The organism is Roseateles sp. GW821-FHT02E12, assembly GCF_059421665.1.
Genome location: NZ_JBWKVK010000001.1, coordinates 574256 through 588018 on the forward strand (window position 1 = coordinate 574256; position 13763 = coordinate 588018).

At 69.0% G+C, this 13763-nt stretch carries 12 protein-coding genes; 6 read left to right on the forward strand and 6 right to left on the reverse strand.

Translation table 11 applies throughout. The annotated features are described in order from the left end of the window. The first annotated feature begins 35 nt into the window (after positions 1-35). From rfbF to AC07V5_RS02735, 4 genes are read left to right on the forward strand one after another with little or no spacing between them, the layout of a single operon-like run. The gene (gene rfbF, locus AC07V5_RS02720; RefSeq protein WP_495114037.1) at positions 36-815 is read left to right on the forward strand and encodes a glucose-1-phosphate cytidylyltransferase; all 780 of its coding nucleotides are present in this window, start codon (positions 36-38) and stop codon (positions 813-815) included. Beyond that, complete coding sequence (gene rfbG / locus AC07V5_RS02725) at positions 812-1864, forward strand: CDP-glucose 4,6-dehydratase (protein WP_495114038.1); 1053 nt, start codon at positions 812-814, stop codon at positions 1862-1864. The genes rfbF and rfbG overlap by 4 nt, the downstream gene beginning before the upstream one ends. After that, the gene (gene rfbH / locus AC07V5_RS02730; protein WP_495114040.1) at positions 1861-3180 is read left to right on the forward strand and encodes a lipopolysaccharide biosynthesis protein RfbH; all 1320 of its coding nucleotides are present in this window, start codon (positions 1861-1863) and stop codon (positions 3178-3180) included. The genes rfbG and rfbH overlap by 4 nt, the downstream gene beginning before the upstream one ends. Then, positions 3177-4946: a thiamine pyrophosphate-binding protein gene (locus AC07V5_RS02735; protein WP_495114042.1), complete on the forward strand. Its 1770-nt coding sequence runs from the start codon at positions 3177-3179 to the stop codon at positions 4944-4946. The genes rfbH and AC07V5_RS02735 overlap by 4 nt, the downstream gene beginning before the upstream one ends. A gap of 1 nt (position 4947) precedes the next feature. Here the strand turns inward: AC07V5_RS02735 and AC07V5_RS02740 are convergent, their stop codons facing one another. Genes AC07V5_RS02740 through AC07V5_RS02765 form a run of 6 tightly spaced genes read right to left on the reverse strand, consistent with a single transcriptional unit; the run spans position 4948 to position 11580 of the window. Beyond that, entirely contained in the window at positions 4948-6219 is a 1272-nt protein-coding gene (locus AC07V5_RS02740) for a hypothetical protein (RefSeq protein ID WP_495114043.1), read from the reverse strand. Beyond that, the gene (locus AC07V5_RS02745) at positions 6216-7511 is read right to left on the reverse strand and encodes a glycosyltransferase (protein ID WP_495114044.1); all 1296 of its coding nucleotides are present in this window, start codon (positions 7509-7511) and stop codon (positions 6216-6218) included. Before AC07V5_RS02745 ends, AC07V5_RS02740 begins: the two co-directional genes overlap by 4 nt. After that, positions 7508-8251, reverse strand: coding sequence for a class I SAM-dependent methyltransferase (locus AC07V5_RS02750; protein WP_495114045.1), 744 nt, complete (start codon positions 8249-8251; stop codon positions 7508-7510). The genes AC07V5_RS02745 and AC07V5_RS02750 overlap by 4 nt, the downstream gene beginning before the upstream one ends. Positions 8252-8258: 7 nt before the next feature. Continuing rightward, positions 8259-9446 carry a hypothetical protein gene (locus AC07V5_RS02755; protein WP_495114046.1) on the reverse strand — a complete coding sequence of 396 codons (1188 nt, stop codon included), beginning with the start codon at positions 9444-9446 and terminating at the stop codon, positions 8259-8261. Then, a complete protein-coding gene (locus AC07V5_RS02760) occupies positions 9443-10738 on the reverse strand; it encodes an oligosaccharide flippase family protein (RefSeq protein ID WP_495114047.1) in 1296 nt (431 codons plus the stop codon). Before AC07V5_RS02760 ends, AC07V5_RS02755 begins: the two co-directional genes overlap by 4 nt. After that, on the reverse strand, positions 10735-11580 hold the full coding sequence (locus AC07V5_RS02765; RefSeq protein ID WP_495114048.1) for an HAD family hydrolase: 846 nt from the start codon (positions 11578-11580) through the stop codon (positions 10735-10737). The genes AC07V5_RS02760 and AC07V5_RS02765 overlap by 4 nt, the downstream gene beginning before the upstream one ends. A 69-nt stretch (positions 11581-11649) precedes the next feature. On the opposite strand from AC07V5_RS02765, the gene AC07V5_RS02770 reads away from it, so the two are divergent. Together AC07V5_RS02770 and AC07V5_RS02775 are read left to right on the forward strand one after the other, a co-directional pair. Further along, positions 11650-12738 (forward strand): N-acetylneuraminate synthase family protein, encoded by a 1089-nt coding sequence (locus AC07V5_RS02770; RefSeq protein ID WP_495114049.1) that lies wholly within the window; start codon positions 11650-11652, stop codon positions 12736-12738. Beyond that, positions 12735-13763 carry an NAD-dependent epimerase/dehydratase family protein gene (locus AC07V5_RS02775; protein WP_495114050.1) on the forward strand — a complete coding sequence of 343 codons (1029 nt, stop codon included), beginning with the start codon at positions 12735-12737 and terminating at the stop codon, positions 13761-13763. The genes AC07V5_RS02770 and AC07V5_RS02775 overlap by 4 nt, the downstream gene beginning before the upstream one ends.

Genomic DNA, 13763 nt, shown 5'->3' on the forward strand with positions numbered 1-13763 from the left:
CCAGGGATTGCCCTGTGTCGGCCTAAACTGACTTGATGACCAAAGCCGTGATCCTTGCCGGGGGCCTGGGCACCCGCATCGCCGAGGAAACCCATCTGCGGCCCAAGCCCATGATCGAGATCGGCGGCCAGCCCATCCTGTGGCACATCATGAAGATCTACGCCGCCCACGGCATCCAGGACTTCATCGTCTGCTGCGGCTACCGCGGCTACGTCATCAAGGAATACTTCGCCAACTACTTCCTGCACAGCTCGGACGTCACCTTCGACCTCGCGCACAACCGCATGGAGGTGCACGAGCGCCACGCCGAGCCCTGGCGCGTGACGCTGGTGGACACCGGCCAGGACAGCGGCACCGGCGGCCGCCTGAAGCGCGTGGCCAGCTACCTGAAGGACGAGCAGGACTTCTGCTTTACCTACGGCGATGGCGTGGCCGACGTGGACATCACCACGCTGATTGCCCAGCACCGCGCCCGCGGCCTGGCCGCGACCATCACCACGGCCATCCCGCCGGCCCGCTTCGGTGCGCTGGACGTGGACCCCGACACCGGCCTGGTGCGGCGCTTCCGCGAGAAGCCGCAGAGCGAGAGCGCCGGCGTCAATGCCGGCTTCTTCGTGCTCAAGCCCGAGGTGCTGGACCTGATCGACAGCGACGCCGACGCCTGGGAAGCCCGGCCGCTGGAAACGCTGGCTGAGCGCGGCCAATTGGGCGTCTACGAGCATCCGGGCTTCTGGCAGCCCATGGACAACGTGCGCGACCGCACCCATCTGGAACGGCTCTGGGCTGAAGGCCGAGCGCCGTGGAAGCAGTGGTGAATGCATCCGCCTGGGCCGGCCGGCGCGTCTTCGTCACCGGCCATACCGGCTTCAAGGGCGGCTGGCTGGTGCTGTGGCTGAAGAAGCTGGGCGCGCAGGTCAGCGGTTATGCGCTGGCGCCCGAAGCCGGTGGTTTTCATGACCTCGCCGGTGTCAGGCAGACGCTGCAGGCCGACTGGGCGGCCGACGTGCGCGACGCGCCCACGCTGCTGAACGCGCTGATCACCGCCCAGCCCGAGGTCGTCTTCCATCTCGCGGCCCAGCCGCTGGTGCGCGCCTCCTACGCCGACCCGCTGGGCACTTTCGCCACCAACGTGATGGGCACGGCGAACCTGCTGGACGCCGTGCGCCAGGTCGGCGGTGTGCGCGCCACCGTCGTCGTCACCACCGACAAGTGCTACCGCGACCTGGGCCCGCCCTGCCGCGAGACCGACGCCCTCGGCGGCCACGACCCCTACAGCGCCAGCAAGGCCGGCGCCGAGATCGTCGCGGCCAGCTACGCGGCGTCTTACAGCCTGCCGCTGGCCACGGCACGCGCGGGCAATGTCATCGGCGGCGGCGACATCAGCACCGACCGCCTCGTGCCCGACCTGCTGCGCGCCATCGACGCCGGCGCGCCGCTGCATCTGCGCCACCCCGACGCCGTGCGGCCCTGGCAGCATGTGCTGGAGCCGCTGGCGGGCTATCTGCAGCTGGCCGAGGGCCTGCTGGCAGACGCCAGGGATTTCGGCGGCGCCTGGAACTTCGGCCCCGCCGACCTGCACGGCCAGCCCGTGCGCAACGTGGCCAGCATGCTCCTGGCCCATGCCCGTGCTGACGGGGCCGCCTTGCCCGAGCTGAGCTTCGGCAACGGCGGCGGCGTGCACGAGGCCGGCGTGCTGCTGCTGGACTCCAGCAAGGCCGCCAATCAGCTGGGCTGGCAGGGCCGGCTGACACTCTCCGAGGCCCTGCGCCTCACCTGGCAATGGCACCAGGCCCACCGCGCCGGCCAGGACCTGCAGGCGCTGACGCTCCAGCAGATTGACTCCTACGTTTCTTCTTTCGCATGAACCCCGACCAACTCAAGCTGCGCCACCAGATCCTGCAGCTCGTCGAGCAGTACGCCGCCGCTGCGCCTGCACCTGGCGCCTTCCAGCCTGGCCAGACCGTCATCCCGCCCTCCGGCAAGGTCGTCGGCGCGCCGGAGATGAAGCTGATGGTCGAGGCGTCGCTGGACGCCTGGCTGACGACCGGCCGCTTCAACGCCGCCTTCGAGGCGCGGCTCGGTGAGCGCCTGGGCGTCAAGCATGTGCTGACGACCAACTCCGGGTCGTCGGCCAACCTGCTCGCCTTCTCGGCGCTGACCTCGCCGCTGCTGGGCGAGCGCGCCATCAAACCGGGCGACGAGGTCATCGGCGTGGCAGCCGGCTTCCCGACGACGGTGAACCCCATCCTGCAGTGCGGCGCCGTGCCCGTGCTGGTGGACGTGCACCTGCCGACCTACAACATCGACGTCACCCAGCTGGAAGCCGCGATCACGCCGCGCACCAAGGCCATCATGCTGGCCCACACCCTGGGCAATCCGTACAACCTGGATGCCGTGACCAAGCTCTGCCGCGAGCACGGCCTGTGGCTGGTGGAAGACTGCTGCGACGCGCTCGGCTCCACCTACAACGGCCGCCTCGTCGGCACCTTCGGCGACATCGGCACGCTGAGCTTCTACCCCGCCCACCACATCACCATGGGCGAAGGCGGCGCGGTGTTCATGAACGACGACACCTTGAAGCGCGCCGCCGAATCGCTGCGCGACTGGGGCCGCGACTGCTGGTGCGCCCCCGGCAAGGACAACACCTGCGGCCAGCGCTACTGCTGGAAGCTCGGCGCCCTGCCCGAAGGCTATGACCACAAGTACACCTACAGCCACCTCGGCTACAACCTGAAGATCACCGACATGCAGGCCGCCTGCGCGCTGGCGCAGCTGGACCGGCTCGACGGCTTCATCGCCGCGCGCAAGCGCAACTTCGCGCGGCTGCACGAGCGCCTCAAGGGCTGCGAGGAGTTCCTCATGCTGCCCGAGGCCACGCCCGGCAGCGACCCGTCCTGGTTCGGCTTCCCCATCACGCTCCGCCCCGAGGCCAACCTGCGCCGGGTCGACCTGCTGACCCACCTCGACCACCACCGCATCGGCACACGCCTGCTGTTCGCCGGCAACCTGACGCGCCAGCCCTACATGCAAGGCCGCAACTACCGCGTTGCCGGCCCGCTGACCAACACCGACATCGTCATGAACGACACCTTCTGGATCGGCCTGTACCCGGGGCTGTCCGACGACCAGCTGGACTACGCCGCCGACGAGATCGCCGGCTTCGTGGGGGGCGGCCTGTGAACGCGGCGGAGCGCATTGCCGCCTATCTCGCTTCCAAGGGCCTGGCCCAGGTCTTCGCCGTCACCGGCGGCGGCGCGATGTTCCTGAACCAGGCGCTGGCGACTCAAGCAGGCCTTAAGTGCAGCTTCATGCACCACGAGCAGGCCTGCGCGATGGCGGCCGAGGGCTACGCGCGCATCGACGGCCGCCCAGCCATCGTCAACGTGACGACCGGCCCCGGTGGCCTGAACGCGCTGAACGGCGTGTTCGGTGCGTTCACCGATTCCATCCCGATGCTGGTGCTGTCCGGCCAGGTCAAGCGCGCCACGGCGCTGGCGCATACGCCGGTGCCGGGCTTGCGACAACTGGGCGACCAGGAGGTGCCGATCACCGCCATGGTCGGGCCGGTCGTCAAGCGCGCCTGGGCCATCGGCTCGCTCGACGAACTTGCGCGCGCACTGCCCGAGGCCGTGGCACTGGCCACGGCAGGCCGCCCGGGTCCCGTCTGGCTGGACATCCCCATCGACCTGCAGTCCTCGACCGAAGCCTTCGATTTCATCGAGCCCGCCGCCGCGCCTACCCCGGCCGCACCAGACGTGAGCTCGGTCCTCCGATGGCTGGGCGAGGCCAGGCGCCCACTGATCCTCGGCGGCACCGGCGTGCGCTTGGCCGGCGCGGTGGACGAATTGCGCGACCTGGTGGAAGCCAGCGGCATCCCGCTGACCACCGCCTGGACGCACGACCTCATCGAGTCCGACCACCCGCTCTTCGCCGGCCGCCCCGGCACCATCGGCACGCGCGCCGGCAACCTCTGCCTGCAGGCGGCCGACCTCGTCATCGTCATCGGCTCGCGGCTCAACATCCGCCAGGTCAGCTACAACTGGGGCAGCTTCGCCAAGGATGCCCGCGTCGTGCAGGTCGACATCGACCCGGCCGAATTCGACAAGCCCCTCGTCAAGCCCACGTTGACGATCACCGCCGACGCCAAGGCGTTCATCCAGGCCCTGCGCGCCGGCATCACGGCGCGCGCCTTCACGCCCTGGGCCGCCTGGTGCCGCGACATCGCCGCTCGCTACCCGGCGCTGGAAGCCGACAACGCCAGCGCACCTGGCGTCATCAACCCCTACAGCGCGGTCGCTGCGCTGTTCGAGGCCCTGCCCGATAACGGCATCGTCGCCAGCGGCAACGCCTCGGCCTGCATCCTGCCCTTCCAGATCAGCCGGCTGAAGCGTGGCCAGCGGCTCTTCAGCAACTCCGGCTCGGCATCGATGGGCTACGACCTGCCCGCGGCGCTCGGCGCGTCCATCGCAGCCCCCGAGCGTCGCGTCGTCTGCCTGGCCGGCGACGGCAGCCTGCAGATGAATGTGCAGGAGCTGCAGACCCTCAAGACACAGCAGCTCAACGTCGCCGTCGTCGTGCTGGCCAACGACGGCTACCTGTCCATCCGCCTCAGCCACGAGAACTTCTTCGGCCGCGTCGTCGGCGCCGACCGCGCCTCGGGCGTGGACTGCCCGGACTATGTCGCGCTGGCCCGCGCCTACGGGCTTCAGGCGGTGGACATCGCGACACCGGAAGACCTTGCCCGCCTGCCCGAGCTGATCCAGGGCAGCGGTCCGCTGCTCGTGCAGATCCACGTCGACCCGACCCAGGGCTTCGCGCCGAAGCTGAAGTCGCGCGTCGACGAGCACGGCAAGTTCCTGACACCGGAACTGGACGACATGCATCCCTTCCTGCCGGCCGAAGAGCTGCAGGCCTTGCGCGACAGTGCAGCCGCCGTGCAGCGCTGAGTCAGGCGATGCCGCCGAAGCGCCGCGCCAGGTCGCGCAGCCCCGTGCGCCAACTCGGTGGTGCCGCGAGCAGGCCCGCTTCCAGCAAGGCATAGAGCCCGGCCAGCAGCACACCGCCGGTCGCCATCAGGTAGCCGGCTCGCCAGGGCGAGGCCAGCCCCGCGACCCAGGCCCGCGGCGAACGCCAGAGGCTAGGCAGTGGTGACACGATGAGCGCTGCGCTCCAGCCCGCTGCATGTCCCTCGGCGTGGCGCAACCCCATCGCGGCCCGCCGGGCAGCGGCGTTCGGGAAGTAGGCCAAGCCCAGCAGATGGGCTTGCGCCTGACGACGCCACATCGCCGGCTCGCCGATCTGCGGCTGGCGGGCCGCAGCCACGACAGCTTCCAGGACGCCCTCGCGGATGGGTTCGCGCCATGCGGCGTTCTCGCGTTCGCTGTCAGCATCCGGCGCCGCATCCGCGAGCCGCGGCTGGACGGGGTCCATGCCGTCATAGCCGATGACCGGCGCCGAATGCTCGCGGCAGATGGCCTCCAGCAACAGTGCCAGTTGGTAGACGGCGCCCTCGCGCAGGCTGCGCGCGCGGCGCCAGTCGCCAAGCAGGCCTTCAATGCGAGCGGGCGTTTCGGGCAGCGGCAGGGCCTCGCTCCAGTGGCCGAGTTGGTACAAGCGCACCCGCTCGCCCGGCGCGCACAAGGCTTGCTGCAGCGTGCGCACGATGCTGCCCTGCCAGCCGATGTCGACCAAGGCTACGTCCGGCGCCCCGGGCAGGTCCCACGTGCCGAGGTAACTGCGCAGTTGCTGGAACAGGCGTTCGCGCTGCGCGGTGAGCTGCTGCTGGAAGGTCGCGGACGCAGCCAGTTGCGGCAGCGCCTGCGGCGCGGTGGCGGCGATCTGCGCCTGCAGGGCTTCGGGCAGCGCGTCCACATCGATGCCCAGGAAGCGCAGCAGCGACGCCGCCGTCGGGCGGCCGCCGCGGACGGCCAGCGCCTCGTTCACGGCGGCCGCGTCGATCCGCTCGTGCCGCAGCAGGTTGGTCGAGCGCCGCGACAACCGGGCGTAGTGCAGCTGGAGTTGCGGCGACACGCCTGCGGTCGATTGCCAGCAGCGCTGCACCTCACGCAGGAACTCACCGTCGCGCGCGATGAACACGAGGCGGTGAACGCCATCGCGCCGGGCGGCCGCGTCCAGCAGCCTGGCGAAAGCCGCGAAGACCGGGCCGAGCTGCTCACGCCCGAAGTCGCGGCGCTGCTGCGGAGTGGCCGGCAGGTTCATGCCGTGTGCTGGGCAAGCACGCGCCGGTACAGGTCCAGAAAGTTCGCCGCCATGCGTTCCCGGCTGAACAGGGCCACGGCGCGCTCACGCGCCGCCCGGCCCAGCGCGGGCAAGGCTTGCTGCGACACGGCTTGGGCCACGGCGAAGGCGAGCGCGGCCGTGTCCTTGCGGGCGACGACCACGCCGCCCTCGCCGCCCAGGATTTCCGGGATGCCACCGGTCTCGAAGGCGAACACGGGCGTGCCGCAGGCCATGGCTTCGATGACGGCCAGCGGCTGGTTGTCGGCCAGCGAGGGGTAGAGCATCAGGTCGGCGGCGGCGAGCAGTTCGGCCAGGGCAGGCCCGTTGTTCACATAGCCGACCCAGTGCACCGGCATGCCCGCAAGGCTCGCGGGTGCATCAGGCGGCATCACGCCGATGCACAGCAGCCGGGCCTGGGCGCGAAGAGCGTCGGGCAGTTGCTCCAGAGCCTGCACGCCCCAGGCGAAGCCCTTGTTTCTGTCGGTCAGGTTGCCGGCCATCATGACGATGAGCGGCCCCTCGGCGGGGATGCCCGCACGCGCTCGCGCGGCCGCCTTGTCATGCGGGACGAAATCGCCCGTCACGTCGATGCCATTGAAGATGACCTCAGGCCGGCGGCCCGTGTAAAGCGCCGAGCGGGCCGTCTCGTCGGCCATCCAGCTGGACGGCGACACCATCGTCAGCCGCCCCTGACTGGCCAGTCGGGACTTGGCGCGCCAGAGCAAGGGGACACCGTTCATGAAGCCCCAGAAGGGATACCCACGGCCGGCCCGCAACGGGCAACTCGCATTGCAGCCCGGACCGTCGGCGCGCCAACGCGTGCAGCCCAGCGGCTCGCCTTCGAACGGCGTGATGCAGCCAGCGGTCAGCGGTGAATAGTCGTGCAGGGTCCAGACGACGGGCTTGCGGCGGCTCAGCCACAAGAGGCTGCGCGCCGACATGAGCTCGGTGATGTCATGGACATGAATCAAATCGGCGTCCAGCAGCCCCGAGCAAGCCAGCGAAGGGCGCTCCACGGAGAAGGCCTCCGGCGTTCCCAGGAACCATTGCGCCGCAAGACCCACCTTGACCGCCACCCGCACGGCCCGGTGGGTGCCGAAGACCGGCGTGACGTTGGCAGGGTAGCGGTCACGCAGGCGTGCCTGGCCGCCCCAGCCGGCGTAGTGGCGAACGTCCACACGCATCGCAGCGAGTGCCGCCGTCATCTCGGCGGCGACACGCGATGCCCCGCCGCCGAAGGCGTCGGCCTTGCTCAGGACGGCAACTTTCATCGGGTGGCGATGCAGAGGTAGTTGGGCGCCAGCGGCAGGCGCGCGGCTGTCTCCAGGCCGAGCTCACTGGCGATGAGAATCCGCCGCCATCCACGGAACAACGGCGTACCGAGCCGATAGAACGCCTCTTTGAGCAGCGCGCGCGGGTAGGGAAGGAATCGCCACCAGACTTTCGACCAGGGCTCCTGCCACGGCAGTTCGTCGCGCGTCTGCACCGCACTGAACCCGGTGGCCTTGAGCAGGCCTTCCAGTGCATCTACGGTAGGGGTGAAGCGGTGGGTGTAGTCGCCGTACATCATGCGCATGCCCACCAGGCTGTCCGGATTCGGGTTGCGCAGCATCAAGCGCCCGCCCGGTTCCAGTGCCTGAAACAGCAACGCGACGAGATCAATCTGGTCGGGCGCTGACAGATGCTCGATCACGTCCAGCAAAAAGATGGCAGCCCATCGCCGCCCGCCAGCGACCTGATCCCGCAGCCAGGCCAACGAATCCGGCACGTGTTGGGCGGGCACGCCAAACCCGCATGCCGCCTCGACCTGCTCGAGGCAGATGTCGACGCCAAGGCAGGCCACGCCACGCTGTTGCAGGGCCTCCAGCAAGAAGCCCCATCCGCAGCCGAAGTCCAGCACCTCGCCTTGAACCGGCATGGCCAGCAGATCCACATACTTGTGCATCTGGCGCACAGCAATGCTGCGCTCACCCTGCACCTGCCCGTAAAGATCGCTGTACGAAATGCCCATCACGCCCTCATTGCCCCACGCTGGAGCGTAACCGCCGCAACACATGCCGCAGGTACAGCCAGGCGCGCAACCACGGCCCCAGGCCGGGCTCCTGCCGCAAGCCCAGCGGCAAGGCGGCCACGTATTGGAGGAACAGTGCCCGATCGCGCCGTGAGGCCAGGCTGCGCAGCGCCGCGCGCGGCGACACGGCGTCGGCCATGTTCACCACCTGCCCGAGCCCGAAAGTCTCCTCGTGCCGGTAGCGGCACAAGGCCTGGAACAAGGGCAACGGCATTTGCTGGCAGTTGCGCCAGAAGTCCATGGCCTCCTGGCGCCAGCTGACGAGCGTGCTCTCGTCGGGCACCGCCTGCCATTGCGCCGCGCGTGCAGCGGCATCCTCCAGCACCGCAGCCTGGAAGGCCGTGCTCACGGGGTCGTCTGCCTCGCGCCCCAGGGTCCTGGGCTGGCCCTCCTGGTAGCCAGCCACCGTGCCGACGGCCTGGTGGAACAGATATTCGATCGGCATGAGGTTGTCGCCTGGCATGCGGGCCGAGCTGACGGCATCGAAGAGCAGCGCCCGCTTGACCGCGTTCGCGGGCTGTGGGTTCATGAAGGGGTAGAGGCCGATGTAGACGCCTTCCCAGCGCACGCCGGGCAAGGCCAGCGCGAGGTTGTCCTGGATGGTGCCGCGCCAGCCGATGTCCACCACGAGGGCACGCCCATCACGCTGGATGTGCGCATGCGCGGCTTGCAGATAGGCCGACAACTCGGCGTGGCGCCGGGCGGCCACTTCGGCCAGCCAGGCACGCAAGGCGGGGGTGCCCGCCACCAGTTGACCCAGCGCCTCGCCGCAGGCCGCCATGGATGGCCCGGGCCATATTCCAGGCTCACCGAGCGAGGCCAGGAGCTGTGCCGTACCAGCCTGCGGGTACTGGGAGAAGAGGCGCGCCAAACCCTCGGCGCCTTGCCCATGCAGCGAGGCGGCAAACGTGGAGAGTCGGCTGACCTGCAGCAACTCCGCGCCAGGCACGGCCGCGCCACGCGCCGCCTGGAACCGCTCGAAGTACGGCTTGAAGAGCAGGCCTTCCCGCGTCATGAACAGCACTTGCGCCACCCCAAGGCTGCGGGCGTGCGCATCCAGCTCGATGCTCAGCCAGGCGAGCAGCGCGCTGGCCTGGCGGGCCATGGGTTGCAACTCTGGCGCCAGCGTCGTCATGGCCGAACATCCCTGTACAGGCGGGGCAAGCGCGGACACCACTGCGCCCACGCGATGGGACGCAGGGCCGGAAACGCCACCGACGTCAACATGGCCGTGGCCACATAGGTGAACCCGTCCGACCAGAGCGCCCCCCGGAAACCGTACGCCGGCAACAGCAGCGCCAGCATGGGCACGCCCAGCGCAAGGCCAAGTAGCGCGCACAGGAGGTGGTAGGCATGCAGGCCTTCGATGGAAATCGCAAAGCCACGCACCGTGCCTGACAGCAGCGGCACACCGAGCAGGCAGATCAGCGTCGAGGCTGTGGCCACCGGCGCGTACGCCGCCCCGAGAACCCAAACGATCAAGGCCTCCCCTGCCAGCGCGTTGAACCCGATGATGGCCAGGGCGATCAGGTAGGCCAGCCCGAAAGCCGATCGGAGGTGGTCGGCGTAGGCACCCGGCGACTCTCGATGGCTCTGCACCAGCTGGGGCAGGAACTGCATCAGCGCGAGGTTGCCGACCGCCATGTAGAGCTCGAGCACGCGCATCGCTGACGCGTAAAGGCCCAACTCGTAGTCATTGGTCAAGCGCGCGAGCATGAAGTAGTCCAGCCGCAGAAAGGCTGTCACCGCGAAACCTGCCGCGAACAGCGGCAAAGCTGCTCGCACCAGCTGTCGGAGTTCCTCCCGCCACGCATGCGGTAACGCGCCGCCCGCGCCGGGCCAAGGGTCGTTGCTGCGGCTGACGACCACGGAGATGGTCAGCATCACCAGCGCCTCGACCACACTCAAGCCCGTGACCCACCAGACGCTGACGGTCGCCGGCCAATGGGTAAGTGCCCCCAGCTTGGCCGCAAAAAACAGGCTGGCCGCCAGAATTCGCCAGGGCGACTGTCGGTGCAGACTGTTCAGCGCCTGCGAGCGCAGCCGCCACACATCCACCACCCCGACGGCCGATTGCAGAAATGCCAGCAGCGGCAGCAACCACCAGGGCCCGAGGGCCTGGGTCATGGCCGCCGTGCCCACGGCGAGCGCTCCCAGCGCCAGCAACGTCGACGAAACCCTCAGCAGCAGCACGACCCGGGCCAGCCGCGCCGGGTCGCGCTCGCCGACGAAGCGAGTGATGACGATCTGGTCCGTGCCCAGTTGAGCCACCATGGCGCAAAGCGCCGCCATGGAGAACGACAGGGCCGTCACCCCCGCCAGTTGCGGGCCCCAATGGCGGGCGCAGAGCAGGCCGAGCACCGCACCGAAGGCGGAAAAGACGACACCTTCCACCAGCACCACCGTCAGCCCGTGTGGCAACCTCATGCGCCCACCTCGGCGAAGGCCTGATCAACGGCTCCCCAGGCGCCTCGCGGGTCGTCCCGCCGGGCCGATGCCATCGCATGTTCCAGAGGCGCGGCCAGCGCCTGGGGGGGCAAGTCATCTGCGCCAAAACGCTCGTAAAGCGCCATTGCGACTTCGCCCAGGAAACTCGACTCGAACGCCGTCCGCGGCTTCGTGGCGAGCGCGGGGAGCAGCCCCAGAAGCAGGTCGCGTGGCGCACGCACCTGACAGGCTTGCAGGCCGTGTTGCTCGGCCATCGCGATGTCGGCATGCGGGTTGTCGCCTACATGCAGCCACGATGCGGGCGGCACCCCGAGTTGAGCACCCACATGAGCGAACAGGGCGCCTCCGGCGGACTTGCTCCGATTGACATCGGATGAGGCGTAGACCGGAACATCCGGAAATCCGGCGTGACGCAACAGCCGGGCAATCTGCGCGCCGCTGAGGTACATGTCCGACAGGGCAGCCAGCCGCACGCCGTCGGCGACGAGCCGCCTGACCAGGTTCAGGCAGCGGGTGTTGGGACGGCAGAGAGAAACCTCCAGCGCCATCTCGTCCTCGGGATCGAACGGAAACAGGCGGTAGATGTCAGCCAGCCGCGGCTCGCGCCGCAACACACGGCGGCACCAGGCCGTGGCCCCCATCTCCGCCAGGATGCGCCAGGCGCGGGCGTGCCGCCCGCCACGCATCAATCCGAACGCATCGGCCGGGAACAGCACGCGTCGCCACAGCAAGGTGTCGAACACATCGAAGGTCACAACCTGGCCGCCGCGTGCGAGAAATGACGAAACGGCCGCCGCCGGGTCCGTCATGGGAGGCGGCATGGCGTCACCATCAGCCGGCGGAGCGCACAATCCGGGCGCCTGGAATTCCCGCCGCTTTTGAGGCATTGCATGAACAAGATATTCAGTGACCTGTTTGTCCTGGAACTGGCCAACAACCATTGGGGCAGCGTCGAGCGGGGCCTGAAGATCATCAATGCCTTTGCCCAGGTCGTGCGCTTCAACAACGTGCGCGCCGCCATCAAGCTGCAGTTCCGTGACGTCGATCACTTTATCTCCCCCTCCTTCAAAGGCCGCGAGGACCTGCGCTACGTCAAGAAGACCGAGGCCACCAAGCTCGAGAAACACGAGTACGCGACGCTGATCGCCGCGATCCGTGACCAGGGCTGCATCCCCATGGCCACGGCCTTCGACGAAGCCTCGGTGGACCTGTGCGAGGAGTTCGACCTGCCCATCATCAAGGTGGCCAGCTCCGACCTGAACGACTGGTTCCTGCTCGACCGCATCGCCAAGACGCGCAAGCCCGTCATCGTCTCGACCGGCGGCTCGTCGGAGAAGGACCTGGACGACCTCGTCACCTTTTTCGCCAACCGCCACATCCCGCTGTCGCTGAACCACTGCGTGTCGCTCTACCCGTCGGAGGACGACGAGCTGGAGCTCAACCAGATCGATTACCTGCGCAGCCGCTACCCTGGCCTCGTCATTGGCTTTTCCACGCACGAGTACAGCGACTGGAGCAGCTCCATGCTGATGTCCTACGCCAAGGGCGCGCGCACCTGGGAGCGCCACATCGACATCGAGGACGGCGGCATCGCGGTGTCGCCCTACTGCTCGCTGCCGCACCAGATCGACACCTGGTTCAAGGCCTTCCACCAGGCCCGCGAGATGTGTGGCGCCAGCGGCCAGAGCAAGCGCATCCCGAGCCGGCGCGAGATCGAGTACCTGGACCAGCTGGTGCGCGGCGTCTACCTCAAGCGCGACCTGCCGGCCGGCTACGAGTTCCACCACAACAGCGTGGACCGCGACTTCTACCTGGCCATCCCGCTGCAGAAGGGCCAGCTGTCATGCCGCGAAGTCATGAACGGTCAGCACGCCACCCGCGAGCTCAAGGCCGACGCGCCGCTGATGATCGACGACCTTGAGAGTCCCTACGCCAGCACGCCCGCGCTGCGCCAGCTGATCTACAACCGCGGCCTGTGAGCGACCTGGCGGCCTACCTGGCCGAAGACTTCTCGCGCATCGCGGCCGTTGCCCCCGGTCTCGACGCGCTGGATGGGCAGCGCCTGTTCCTGAGCGGCGCCACGGGCTTCTTTGGCAAGAACCTGCTGGCCCTGCTGGCCCACCAACACGCGCGCGGCCTGCGCTTCGAGGTCGTGGCCCTCAGCCGTGACCCGCAGCGCTTCCTCAAGGCCCAGCCCTGGACCGCACGGCTGCCGTGGCTGCAACTGGTACCGGGCGACGCTCGCGAGCCCTGGCCGGGCGACGGCGCCTTCGACCTGCTGCTGCATGCAGCCACCGACACGCACGCGAGCGCACATGTGCTCCCGCAAGCCGTCTTCGATGGCGTGCTGGCCGGCTCACGCCAGGCGCTGGCTTTCGCAGCCACGCATGGCGTGCGTCGCTTGTTGTTGACCGGTTCCGGCGCCCAGTACGGCGCGCTGCCGCCCGAGCCCGTCGCCGAAGATGCCTCTTTGGCCTGCGACCCGACCAGCCCCGGCAGCGCCTATGGCGAGGCCAAGCGCGCATCGGAATTGTTGGCCGTCATGCATGCGCAAAGCCACGACTGCACTGCGGTGCTGACGCGCTGCTTCGCCTTCGTCGGCCCCGGGCTGGACCTGGACAGTCATTTCGCGATCGGCAACTTCATCCGCGATGCGCTGGCTGGCGGCACGTTGCAGTTGAATTCGGCCGGGCAGGCCGTGCGCAGCTACCTTTACGGCGCCGACCTGGCCTGGTGGCTGCTGCTGCTGTTGCTGAAGGCACCCGCCGCCTGGCCCGTCAATGTCGGGGGCGGCGAAGGCATCCGGGTCGTCGACCTCGCGAGGCGCGTGCGCGACCTGCTGGCGCCGCAGGCCGATATCTCGGTAGGCCCCGAGCAACCCGGCGAAGCGCGTCGCTTCTACCTGCCCCACATCGACCGCGCGGCAAGCCTGGGCCTGAAGGCCTGGACGCCGCTGGACCTCGCCATCCAGCGCACGGCGCGTTGGCACTCCCTGCAGGCCTGA

What these genes read in the sequence shown, in the direction of transcription:
- rfbF (WP_495114037.1), top strand. Translation starts at nt 36, where the DNA reads ATGACCAAAGCCGTGATCCTTGCCGGGGGCCTGGGCACCCGCATCGCC.
- rfbH (WP_495114040.1), top strand. Translation starts at nt 1,861, where the DNA reads ATGAACCCCGACCAACTCAAGCTGCGCCACCAGATCCTGCAGCTCGTC.
- AC07V5_RS02740 (WP_495114043.1), bottom strand. Translation starts at nt 6,219, where the DNA reads ATGAACCTGCCGGCCACTCCGCAGCAGCGCCGCGACTTCGGGCGTGAG.
- AC07V5_RS02745 (WP_495114044.1), bottom strand. Translation starts at nt 7,511, where the DNA reads ATGAAAGTTGCCGTCCTGAGCAAGGCCGACGCCTTCGGCGGCGGGGCA.
- AC07V5_RS02750 (WP_495114045.1), bottom strand. Translation starts at nt 8,251, where the DNA reads ATGGGCATTTCGTACAGCGATCTTTACGGGCAGGTGCAGGGTGAGCGC.
- AC07V5_RS02755 (WP_495114046.1), bottom strand. Translation starts at nt 9,446, where the DNA reads ATGACGACGCTGGCGCCAGAGTTGCAACCCATGGCCCGCCAGGCCAGC.
- AC07V5_RS02760 (WP_495114047.1), bottom strand. Translation starts at nt 10,738, where the DNA reads ATGAGGTTGCCACACGGGCTGACGGTGGTGCTGGTGGAAGGTGTCGTC.
- AC07V5_RS02765 (WP_495114048.1), bottom strand. Translation starts at nt 11,580, where the DNA reads ATGCCGCCTCCCATGACGGACCCGGCGGCGGCCGTTTCGTCATTTCTC.
- AC07V5_RS02770 (WP_495114049.1), top strand. Translation starts at nt 11,650, where the DNA reads ATGAACAAGATATTCAGTGACCTGTTTGTCCTGGAACTGGCCAACAAC.